Consider the following 11,272-nt stretch of genomic DNA (forward strand, 5'->3'; position numbering starts at 1 on the left):
GATGTGCAATCGCCCCGACTGCGGGCGTGGCGAGATCGACGAGCAGGGCTTCTGCGACGCGTGCGACCGGCGCCCGCTGCCGCGGGACCACGCCACGCCGCCGGTGCGTGTTCCCGAGCCGGTGCGGGGAGCGGGCGTCGGCGTGGCGCAGGTGCGCCCGGACCCCTGGTACGGGCTCGGTCTGGTCGACTCCGACCGGGGTCCCGAGGTCCCGGACCTACCGCTCCGCTCGGCGGACCCCGTCGCCGAGGAGCATCGTTTCTGCGCGAACCCGTCCTGCCGGGAGCCGGTCGGCCGGGGCTCGGCCGGCGAACCGGGCCGGACGAAGGGCTTCTGCCCCCGCTGCGGCACCCGCTTCGACTTCGCCCAGCCCAGCGGCCTCACCATCGCCGACCGCTACGACGTCGAACGCGTCCTCGGCTCGGGGGCGTACGGCGCGGCCTACCTCGTCCACGACCGCAACCTCGCCACCCACGTCGTCCTCAAGGCCCTGAACAAGTCGGTCGCGAGGACCGCCCTGCACGAACGGGACGTCCTGGTCGGGCTCCGGCACGACAGCATCGTCCGCATCCTGGGTTACGAGCACGAGGGGCCGCATCTCGTCCTGGAGTACGTCCCGGGCGTACCGCTCTCGGCGGGTGACGGCGACAGGCTGGAGACCCTCCTGGCGCACGGGATCCGCATCCTCCAGGCGCTCGACTATCTGCACGCCCGGGGCCTGCTGCACTGCGACGTCAAACCCCTGAACATCATCCGGTTCCGGGAGCAGAGCCCGGCGGGCACGCTGGACCGGGTGCGGCTCATCGACTTCGGCGCGGTGCGCAGTCAGAGGGACGCGGGGCCGGTCGTGGCGTACACCCCGCCGTACGCACCCCCGGAGGGCGATCCGGAGCATCGGCGTCCGACCCCGGGCTTCGACCTGTACTCCCTCGGCATGACCCTGCGCGAGATGTGCCACTCCCGCTGGACCGACCGCTCGGTGCCGGGCGTCGACTCGCTCCGGCTGCTGCTGGACCGCGCCACGGACACCGAGCAGCCCTGGCGACGGTTCGTGTCGGCGCGGCAGTTCGCGGAACAGCTCAGCGGTGTCATCCGGCAGGTCGTCGCGGCGGCGCCGGCCCATCGTCAAGTGGCGCGCCCGTCGGCCCTGTTCGGCTCGATGCCCGAGCCCCTGCACGGTGGCCTCGGGGCGGCCCGGCCGCTCGCCCACTGGGTCGAGGCGCGGCCCGGCGAGGACGCGACGCTGACGATGCGCGCGCCGTTCGCCTCCCCCGAGCCCGGCGACATCGCCGCCGCGCTCCCGGCCCCGCTGTCCGATCCCGACGCCCCGGACATGGCGGGCTCGGCCGGACGCGCCCTGGCGGAGAGCCGGCTCGCCCTGCGCAGACGGGACCCGGAGCTGGCGGAGCGGGCGCTCGCGGCGGCGGGCCTGCCCGACTGGCACTGGCTGCACGCCTGGTACTCCGGCCTGATCGCGCTGGCCCGCGAGGACGCGCAGTCGGCCGCCCGGGCGTTCACCACCGTGCGGGAGGCGGTCCCCGGCGAGTTGATACCGCAGCTCGCCCTCGGCCTGTGCGCCGAACTCCAGGACGACCTCGCGGCCGCCCGGTCGCACTACGGCGCGGTCTTCGACTACACCCCCGCACTCGGCGCGGCGGGTTTCGGTCTGGCCCGCGTCCATCTGCTGTGCGGCGAGCGGACCGAGGCGGTGGGCACGGCCGTACGGCTGGCGCAGGAGTTCCGCTACGAACGCGAGGCCCGCGTGGCGGCCGTACGCCTCAGCGTCATGATCCTCGACGGGTCCGCCCACCGGGAGCCCACCGGGGACGACCTGGAACGGGCGGGGGCGGGCCTGGACGGCCTCGACGTGGACGCGGCGGCGGCCGCGGGACTGCGCGCGGAGATCCGGTACGCGCGCTTCCTGCACCATCGCGACCGCGAGCAACTGTCCGACGCTATCCGCGAACTCGGCCCGCACGCGCCCACCGAGCGCGAGTACGTCGCACTGGTGGACCTGGCGAACCGGCTGCGTCCCCCGCTGCGGTGGCGAAGGGCCGGACGACGTGGAAGATCCGGTCGTTCCCGTTTCGGAGGATCACCCAGAACGCTAAGCTCCTGATACGCCGGGTAAGGGACGGTTACACGCTCCGTAAAGGACACGCAGCGACGCGATCGGGTGGTGCCGGTGGGGGACAGCTCGCCCTTGGGGCTCAGCTTTGCCCTGGAAGTGGACGCGCCCTCGGATCTGGCCCACGACGAGCAGCGCGCGGACGCCCTCGTCACCGTCACGGCACGCTCCGCCGCGGATGCGGAAGCGAACGCGGCCCCGGACCGGCCCGGCGCCGAGATCCTCATCATGGACCGGTCGTTGTCCATGTCCGGCCGGAAGCTGGACGAGGCGAAACGCGCGATGTGCGCCGCCATCGACACCCTGCGGGACGGCACCTACCTGGGGATCGTCGCGGGCCACCACAAGGCCGAGGTGATCTTCCCGACGACCGGCGGCCTGGCCCGCGTCGACGCCTTGGCACGGGAGGACGCCAAGCTGCGGGTCGTCGGCCAGTTCGCCGAGGGCGGTACGGCGATCGGGCAGTGGCTGGCCTGCGCCCAGCACCTGTTCACGTCGGTGGCCGCCCCCGGCACCGTGCGCCACGCCGTGCTCTACACGGACGGCAAGGACGAGCACGAGACGGCCGATGAGCTCGGCAACGTACTCACCGCGTGCGCCGACCGGTTCGTGTGCGACGCCCGAGGGGTGGGCGGCGACTGGCACTACGCCGAGCTGCTGCGCATCACCGAGGCCCTGCACGGCACCGCCGCGGCCGTCGTCAGCGTCTCCGACCTCACCGAGGACTTCACCCGGCTCATGCGCCAGGCACAACGCATCGTCGTGCCCCGCGTCTACCTGGGCCTGCGCCTCAACGACCGGTTCCGGCTCGCCTTCGTACGCCAGACCCGCCCCGTCGAGGCCGAACTGACGGCTCGCCAGTCGCAGGACGGCGAGACGCATGTCCCGCTGGGCTCCTGGCCCCCGGAATCCCGTCAGTACCACGTCTCCCTGCGCTTCGACCCGCGCGCCCTCACCGTCGACGAGGACCTGCGCGCCGCCCGCATCACCCTGCACGCCGAGCGCCCCGACGGCACGCGGCGGCCCTGCTCCGACACGGCGGCCATGGTGGTACGCCGCCGCTCGACACCCGGTTTCGGGATCCCCAGGTCGGCCCATCTCACCCGGGTCGAGAACGAACGCGAACTCGGCATGGCGATGCGCGCCTGCGCCGACGCCCACCTGCGCGGAGACCTGGAACGAGCCGACCACGAACTGCGCCTGGCGACCGGCCTCGCCCAGGACCTCCGGGACACTCTGCGGCTAGGGCTGCTGCGGGCGCTGGCGACCACCGGCCCCGACGGGCGGCTGCGGGTGCGGCGCGATGTCTCCCGTGCGGAGATCCAGCGGATCGGGGTCGACTCGACGAAGACGGTGGCGCCCCGGGTGGACGCGGTCGAACTCCCCCTGCCCGAACAGCCGTTACCGCCCCGTGAGTGCCCGCGGTGCCGTACGGAGGCGACGTCGGCCTCGGCCAAGTTCTGCGAGGAGTGCGGGCATCGGTTCGGGGACGGCACGGCGAGCGGCCCGCCGGTGGACGCGTCGTGAGGGTGGTGCGGGGGCGGCGGCCCCATCCCGTCGTCGTGTTGCGCCGGCTCCGGGTGGGCGTGCTGAGCATGGTGGCGCTGACCGCCTTGCTGTATCTGCTGGTGGCCAACCGGGCCGGCGAGCAGATGGCCGCCGCCGACCGCACACGTCAGGCCATCGACAACCTCACGGAGGCACGCGCGGCGGCCGTACGGGCGAAGGACGAGCTCAGGAAAGCGGCGGCGGCCACCGGCGAGGTCGACCTGATCGGCACCGGCACCGGCTTCGCCAACGCCACCAGCAGTGTGACCGCCCTCCTCACCTCGGCGGCGGAGGGCAACGCGGCCGGGGAGCAGGGGCTGCACCACATCCAGTTCGTCCAGGGCCAGTTGACGACCTGCCTCCAGCTGGCCAACGGCCCGCAGGGTGCGACGGCCGCCATCCCGGCCGTGGAGGACGGGCCGGAACAGGACGACCAGGGCCGTGACGTCCGGTTCACGGGCGGGCTCATCGAATCGCTCGAGGATCTCCGGGAGATCGAGACCCTGGCCCTGGACGAGCAGCTCCGCTCGCGCTGGCTGAACCCCTTCCTGCTGTGGCCCCTGTTCATCACGCCGGTGGCCGTCATGCTGCTGCTGGCCTGTGCGACCGGCTATGTCGTCGCCCGTCACTTCCGGCAGTACCCCAGCCCGGCGCTCGGCCTGGCCCTGCTGGCGACCGCGTCCGTCGCCGTCATCGCGTGCAGCGATCCGCTGCTCCCCGGCAAGGGGTGGGTCATGGCGATCGCGCTGCCCCTGCTCATCGCCGCCGGTGGACTCGGATACGTCGCGTACCGCCCCCGTATCGACGAGTACCGGTTCCCGCACCCATGAGACGGCCGACGGCACCACTCGTGCGCTGCGCCCTGGCCCTCGGCCTGCTCCTGGCGGCGGCCGGCTGCGGCGGGCCGGAGAAGGAGCGGGTGACGATCATGGTTCCCTGGTCCGGCACCGAGTTCAAGGCGTTCTACTCGGTCATCGAGGCCTTCGAGGACCGCAACCCCGGCATCGACGTCGAACCGCAGGTCACCCGCGCCCTCACCCAGCAACTCGACGCCGCCGTGGCCGCCGGGGCGGCGCCCGACCTGGCGGTGCTGCCGAGCGTGGGCGCGATCACCAAGTACCGCAAGGACAGGGCGCTCAGGCCACTCGCCGTCGACACGACCGCGTACGTCGAGCCGTTCCGCGAGCTGGCCATGGAGGACGGCGACGTCTACGCGGTCCCCGTCAAGGCCGACGTCAAGAGCCTCGTCTGGTACGACGCGACGAAGGTCGCCCCGCCCCCTCCCCGCACCTGGGCCGCACTGCGCGCCCGGCCCGAAAGCTGGTGCCTGGGGCTGGAGTCGGGCCCGACGTCCGGCTGGCCCGGCGCCGACTGGATCGCGGACCTCCTGCTCGCCGAGGCGGGCGTGGACACCTACGAGGCCTGGGTGTCGGGCGACCTGAAGTGGGACTCGGCGCCGATCGACGAGGCGTGGCGGGCCTGGGGCGATCTGATCGAGAGCGCCCCCGACGGCGCCGCCACCCGCAGGTTCAGCGAGGCCGCCGACGGCATGACCGACAACTCCTGCTCCCTCGGCCACGGCGCGCTGTCCGCGATGGGCTTCGGGCCGGACCGGGTGAATCCCGGCGCGTACACGTATGTGACGCCGTCCCCGGATCGCGTGCTGGAGGTCTCGGCGGACTTCGTCGGCAAGTTCACCGGGAACAACGCCGGTGCCGACCGGCTCATCTCCTACCTGGCGAGTGAACAGGCCCAGCAGGCCTGGGTGGACGCACCCGGATACGCGCTCTCGGCCAACAGGAAGGTGACGGCGTACGGCCACGACACCCAGGAGCGGATCGCCGGGATGCTCCGCTCCGGATACACGCTCTGCTTCAGCGCCGCCGACGCGATGGATCCCGATGTGTCCGCCGCCTTCTACCGAGCGGTCCTGGAGTACGCGAACGGCAGGGAACTGCCCGCACTGCTGGAGGCGCTCAACAGGGTCCAGCGGGAGATGCGGGACTCCCCGCCGCCCACTCCCCTCTGCGGCACCCCGAACCACGCCTGACACGCCCCGACTCTCCCCCTCCCCCAGGAGCCCCCATGCCGGACGCAGTCCAGTTCACCCTCTCCGACGGCACCGTCGTCCTCGTCGCCCCGCCCGCCCGCGCGGGCACCGGCGCGGTGGGACTAGGAACACGACTGGAGAGCGCGGCGACCTCCCTGCGGGACGCCCTGGCACCGGTCACCGCCGCCGCGTCCGACGTGATCAGCGGCTTCCGGTCCCTCGCCGAGCGGCCCGACGAGGTGGAGGTCACCTTCGGCGTCGTCCTGGACGCCAAGCTGGGCGCCGTCCTGTCGAGCGCCACGGCCGGCGCCCACCTGGACGTCACGCTCCGCTGGAACGGCAGCGTCGCGACGCCCGACTCGGGTACGAACTAGGGCGCCACGGCACACCCCTGACCTCGGGCCCGAACAAGTACTCCCGTGCCTCGTCGGCATTCGCACTCACAGCGGCCATGCGTTCAGCAAGTCGCCGGGGCCGTAAGCGGCATCGAGCCCCGGGCAGTCGACTCCACTGCGCGAAACCGCCACGACTGGAACAGGCTCGTCCGTGAGGGCGGCCCGGTGTCGATGGAGAGCGGCCAAGTCGTGCCGGTCGAAGGGCGACTGCGCCAGCCACTTGATGGAGCCAACGAAGAACAGCTCGTTGGCAATGGGAGCGCGATCCGCCCCGACGATATCGATCTCGACGTCGTTGGTACGGGTCCAGTAGCCGCCCACCGCGGGGGCCGCGGGAAGCCGATCGTCGGGCAGTATCCGGGCCAGAGCCTCGCGGACGAGGGGCTCGACGGCGCGGCCGCGCCAGCTGGTCCAGTTCTCCCGGATCCGCGCCAGGGTCAGATCGCCCCGCCCCCGCTCGATCTCCTCCATGGAGGGGCCGAGCAGGTGCAGCCAGAACCGCAGGTAGGGATCTGTCACCCGGTAACGGCGATCCTTCGACGGACGCAGCGATACGGGCAGCTCCGCAGCGACGATCCGCTTGTCCGTGAGCAGCTCCAGCGCTCGCTGCAGCGGCGTGGCCCCGATCCCGCCGGCTGCACGAGCGATGTTGGTGAAGGTCCGCTCACCACTGCCGATGGCCGCCAGCACCGTTCGCGCCTGAGCCTGCGGGGGAAATTCGGCAGCCAGCGAACGCTCGGCCGACACCAGCAGGGCCGAGACCGGGTCGCTCAGCGCCTCACCGAGGAAGTCCCACAACCCCGCGCCTCGCGGCCACTCCGCGCAGATCAGCGGCAGCCCGCCGGTGACCAGCGCGGCGTCGAAGGCTTCCGCCGGATCCAGCCCGAGCATCCGCCCCACCTCGGCGGGATTCAGCGGTCCCAGCACCATCTCCCGGCCGCGCTGATGGAAGGGGCGTCCGTAGCTGTTCAGTGCCTCCATCATCGACAGATCGGAACCGATGAGGACCAGCAGCACCGGCTTGGTCTCCAGTACCCGGTCCCAGGCCCGTTGCAGCATCCCCTCGAAGGCGCCATCGGCGTCCATCAGGTACGGCACCTCGTCGATGACCAGCACGCTCGCCCGGTCGGCGGGCAGCGCCGCAGCCAGCACATCGAACGCGGCGTCCCAGTTCTCCGGCCGTGCGGCGGCCACCAGCCCCGCCAACGGCAGCGTCGACGCCTGGGCGTCCCGGGCCAGCCGTGCCAGATCATCCCTGGGGGACGCACCGGTCGCCGCGTAGAACAAGAACGGAGCCCCGGAGCGCTCAGCAAACCGCTCGACCAGTCGCGACTTGCCCACCCGGCGCCGCCCACGCAACATCACGCACCGACCGGGCCGCTCCCCGCCAACCCCCGCCGCCACCTTCTGCAGCTCTCGCTCCAGCGTCGCCAGCTCCTGCCGACGGCCTACGAAATCCACCACGCCCATCGACCTCCACGCATGACACTAACAATAATGTTAGTAACATGGAGGTTAGCGCACAGCCTTCGCCAGTTGTCGCTCCTGGTCACGATCTCTGCCCATATTCGGGGGCCGCCTCAGCCCACAGAAATGGCGGGGATCCAGGATCCCCGCCAGCGAGCCGATATCGCCGATGCGATGAAAGAGTTCTCGGGTGTCACCGCAGAGGACCCGCCCCCGAAAAGCCGGGCCCTCTCTGACCGGCATGTTTTGCCAGATCAGCGACGTGGTGGCATGTCACCCGCTACACGTTGAACCGGAACTCCACCACAACTACTCTGACCTGCGGTTATGCAGGCACATCCCAGCACCATCCCAGCACGGGATTCACTGCAAAGCACAAGAAGGTCCAGAAGCGCCAAGACTACGCATCAACACCCGCCCCGGATACAGGCCGCACAGTGCTCCAGACGCTGTAATAGTTTCTGTACTAGACTTGTGGCCATGAAGTCATCCCGCCCCGGTGGCACGGAGAACATCTCCGTGTCGATACCCTCCGAACTCCTCGGTACGCTGCGCACCCGTACCGGTAAGCGCGGCGTGTCCGCATACGTGACGGCAGCGGTCCGGCATCAGCTCGCCATGGACGGCCTCGCCGAGATCGTGGCCGCCTACGAAGCCGAGCACGAGCCGCTGAGCGATGCCGAGGTCCAGGCCGCGCAGAGCGAACTGTTCGGTGACGCACCGGTGCCCTACACGTCGAACGACAGCGCCGCATGAAGGAGCCCGCGGCCAGGTCCCTGGTGCTCGACTCCCAGGCGCTGTCGCTGCTGTTGCGCAACGACCGCCAGATGATCACCCGGATCGAGGCCGCTCGGCGCGTGGGCGTGCCCGTCCTCGTATCGGCCCTAACCGTGGTGGAGGCCGTCTACGGGAAGACAGATACCGCCCGACTGCGCTGGGTGCTCTCCCGCCTTCAAGTCCAAGACGTCACCCAGGCGGACAGTTTCACTGCGGTGCAGCTCCTGAGCGACGCCGGCGGCCTGCACGGCCACAAGTACGCCATCGACGCCCTCGTAGCCGCGATGGCGCTCCGCTCCCCGGCACCTGTCCTCGTAATGACCTCGGACCGCGACGACTGGTCGAAACTGTGCGGCGACGGCGTACAGATCAAGGATGTCTGACCTTGGCGTTCACTCAGCTTGAATTGCGCTGTCTCGCCGACCCCGCGGCTGGGCCCAACGAACCCCGTGGGGTCATTTTGAAAGGCCCGGGAGGGCCAAGGTTCAGTGAGCGGTGCCACGGTCGGCTGCGCGAGATATAGCGGATGAGCGGTGGCGGCGTACACGAGTTGCGCGACGGTGCAGCTCCTCTGGCGATGGGGACCTTGGACCGTCTCCTCAGCGCGAGTAGTCCGCGAGGCTGAGTAGCAGGTGTGCCGACTCAGCGCGCACGTGATCGGAATGGGCACCTGCCGGATTGAGGTGGCGCCCGCGAACATACACGTCGGAGGCGTCGATGTTGACGAAACGGTGGTCGAGCGCGGAGTGCGGATACCGCTCGTCGAGTGGCAACAGGGGCGTGGTGAACATGGGCGCTGGGGCCGGACCAATTCCGGAGTGTCCGATGCCGGGTTGCTGCTCGGCCCGCAGGTGCCAGAACCCCGTCGCCCGGTCGTGACGGGAGTAAGTGGCAACGACGGGGCCCCTCAGCGGAGCGCCGTCATGCGCCTCGCTCGGCAGGATGTTCGGAAAGAGCGAGAGGAACGCATCCCGGCTTGCGGCCATCTGAAATAGCAGCATGCTGTCGGCGGTGAACGGGCGGGATGGCGAGTGGTCTGTCACGCTCCAGCCGAGTGTGTCATCAAGGCGGGCATCTGCCGACCATTGGACTGCCTCGCACAGGAAGCGGCAGCCGAAGGAGTGCCCGACGAGGTGGAGGTACTGACCGTCTCGGTTGGCGAGCACGGGCGCTGCTCCAGGGTCGGCGCGCTCGGCGTCCAGATAGCCGAGGAGTCGGCCCAGGATGTGGGCGGCGTGGCCTCCTCCGTCGCGTGCGCCCATCGCGTGCGCCCGGTCCCGGATCCTGCGGTAGCCGGTGGGGGTGACCAGGCTGGAAGATGGCCAGCGCACGACGACACACCATGGGTCGAAGCCCTTGGCCGCTAGGGCCGGGTACCGGGCCGGAGCTGTCGCACGGACGCCCTGCATCAGAGCCAACAGTCGCTCGGCGGTGCGGTGGGCGGAGTCGGGCGAGGTCTGCCAACCGTGAACATAGACGAATATGTCCGTCGCCCAGACAGGCGGGGCGAGGCGCTCCGCGAAGTAATGGCGCAGCCAGGCCTCGGGCACAGGCTCACCCGTGTCGGCGTCGAGCAGCCAGCCCGTTGCATCCAGGTCAACAACCTCCACGGTGACGACACGGCTCATGCCTCGCCTCCACTTGTCCGATCCAGACGGGCATCCATGCCGCAGTGCAGGCCGTAGGCGAAGCCCAGGGGATTTCGGTATCGGGCGGCGAAGTGCCGGGCCAACTCATGAGTGATCTGGCCAGCGGTCGCTGCCCCGCGAAGGTAGCGGGTGACGAACTCGAGCGCGTATTCGGCGGCAAACGCCTGCGGCATCGCGATTTGCGGCCCAAGCACGCCCTGCGCGCCGTGCTCGATGAGCATGCTCCCAAGGAACGCTCGGTCCGCACTCGCCGCGGAGACTCCGGTGTGGCAGGCGTTGAGTAGGACAAGCGGTCGGAAACAACCGTGCCGGTAGTTGGCCCGTAGCTCACGTACGGTGTGGCCGTCGATGGGGGCGCCGTCGGTGAGCTTGATGACCAGGGTCGGGGGTTCGGGAGGGTTGCCGACGAACTCTCCGTGGCACCAGAAGTACATCAACTGCTCGTCCAGTTCGGGCTTCTCCAGATCGCGGACGAGTTCCTCATAGGTCGTTCGTACGGTGTACTCCGTGCCCGCCGCCAGTGCCTTCGCGACTTCATCCGCACGGGTGGCGCCGCCCACGTGGACATCGTGGTTCAGGCTGACCGAGGGCCGTTCGTGGGCTGCTCCGGGCGGCCCGATCCACGCGTAGGCATCACTGGTGTGCTCGATCTGATGCCGATGGCCGAGGAAGCGAGTGAAAAGAACCTCCAAGGTTGCAGGCACGGTGGAATCCTCGGTTGTGCACAGCAATGGCCAGGGCAGATGTAGTTCGGAGTCGAACCGTACCCGCAGCCCCTCCTGGGACAGGGCCGAACGCAGGGAGTTGCGGAATACCTTGGTCGGTTCGTCGTCACCGCGCAGCAGAGTGCTGAACAGCAGTGATTCCCCGCTTCGAGCCAGATCGGCCACTATCCGGCGCAGCTCCTCCTCAGGTTCGGCACTGAGGTCCGCGGACGTTGCGTACGGGCGCCGTCGACCCTGTACAGAGCGACCCAGGTCGTCGACCGGCTGGAAGTCAACGAACTGTGTTTTCCATCGGGCACGGAGCCGGGCCGCTGCCCCATGGACCTCATCGGGCGTGGCATGCAAGTCAACCTTATGTTCGGTGCCGTGGAGTGCCGGAACGGCCGATCCTGACATCCGCGCCCTGATCCGGCCTCCGCCGAGGACGTCGAAGCTGACGAGGAGATCGGGAGCCTGCGTCGTCAGGTGCGGCAGGAAGCGGAAGCCGTCGCTGGGGTCCTGAACAATGCGGGTGGTCAATTCACGGGGCATCG

At 70.2% G+C, this 11,272-nt stretch carries 10 protein-coding genes; 7 read left to right on the forward strand and 3 right to left on the reverse strand.

What is annotated here, in order from left to right:
• Position 1: 1 nt before the first annotated feature.
• The 5 genes from ACWGDB_RS36205 to ACWGDB_RS36225 all read left to right on the forward strand — a co-directional run bounded on the left by ACWGDB_RS36205 (position 2) and on the right by ACWGDB_RS36225 (position 6,100).
• Positions 2-2,119: a tetratricopeptide repeat protein gene (locus tag ACWGDB_RS36205; protein ID WP_453826348.1), complete on the forward strand. Its 2,118-nt coding sequence runs from the start codon at positions 2-4 to the stop codon at positions 2,117-2,119.
• Between the two features lie 84 nt (positions 2,120-2,203).
• On the forward strand, positions 2,204-3,655 hold the full coding sequence (locus ACWGDB_RS36210) for a VWA domain-containing protein (protein ID WP_453826349.1): 1,452 nt from the start codon (positions 2,204-2,206) through the stop codon (positions 3,653-3,655).
• 35 nt (positions 3,656-3,690) lie between these two features.
• Entirely contained in the window at positions 3,691-4,506 is an 816-nt protein-coding gene (locus ACWGDB_RS36215) for a hypothetical protein (protein WP_453826350.1), read from the forward strand.
• Positions 4,503-5,726, forward strand: coding sequence for an ABC transporter substrate-binding protein (locus tag ACWGDB_RS36220; protein ID WP_453826351.1), 1,224 nt, complete (start codon positions 4,503-4,505; stop codon positions 5,724-5,726). Before ACWGDB_RS36215 ends, ACWGDB_RS36220 begins: the two co-directional genes overlap by 4 nt.
• 35 nt (positions 5,727-5,761) lie before the next feature.
• Entirely contained in the window at positions 5,762-6,100 is a 339-nt protein-coding gene (locus tag ACWGDB_RS36225) for a CU044_2847 family protein (protein ID WP_453826352.1), read from the forward strand.
• Positions 6,101-6,166: 66 nt separating this feature from the next.
• Here the strand turns inward: ACWGDB_RS36225 and ACWGDB_RS36230 are convergent, their stop codons facing one another.
• On the reverse strand, positions 6,167-7,585 hold the full coding sequence (locus ACWGDB_RS36230) for an ATP-binding protein (RefSeq protein ID WP_453826366.1): 1,419 nt from the start codon (positions 7,583-7,585) through the stop codon (positions 6,167-6,169).
• A 483-nt stretch (positions 7,586-8,068) separates the two neighbouring features.
• Between ACWGDB_RS36230 and ACWGDB_RS36235 the strand changes: the two genes are divergently transcribed.
• Together ACWGDB_RS36235 and ACWGDB_RS36240 are read left to right on the forward strand one after the other, a co-directional pair.
• Positions 8,069-8,344 (forward strand): hypothetical protein, encoded by a 276-nt coding sequence (locus ACWGDB_RS36235; RefSeq protein WP_453826353.1) that lies wholly within the window; start codon positions 8,069-8,071, stop codon positions 8,342-8,344.
• On the forward strand, positions 8,341-8,748 hold the full coding sequence (locus ACWGDB_RS36240; RefSeq protein ID WP_165341385.1) for a PIN domain-containing protein: 408 nt from the start codon (positions 8,341-8,343) through the stop codon (positions 8,746-8,748). Before ACWGDB_RS36235 ends, ACWGDB_RS36240 begins: the two co-directional genes overlap by 4 nt.
• A 216-nt stretch (positions 8,749-8,964) precedes the next feature.
• On the opposite strand, the gene ACWGDB_RS36245 is transcribed toward ACWGDB_RS36240, so the two are convergent.
• Together ACWGDB_RS36245 and ACWGDB_RS36250 are read right to left on the reverse strand one after the other, a co-directional pair.
• Positions 8,965-9,993 (reverse strand): hypothetical protein, encoded by a 1,029-nt coding sequence (locus ACWGDB_RS36245; protein ID WP_453826354.1) that lies wholly within the window; start codon positions 9,991-9,993, stop codon positions 8,965-8,967.
• Positions 9,990-11,270 carry a CHAT domain-containing protein gene (locus tag ACWGDB_RS36250; protein WP_453826355.1) on the reverse strand — a complete coding sequence of 427 codons (1,281 nt, stop codon included), beginning with the start codon at positions 11,268-11,270 and terminating at the stop codon, positions 9,990-9,992. The genes ACWGDB_RS36245 and ACWGDB_RS36250 overlap by 4 nt, the downstream gene beginning before the upstream one ends.
• Positions 11,271-11,272: the final 2 nt, after the last annotated feature.

Source organism: Streptomyces sp. NPDC055013, from assembly GCF_053608645.1.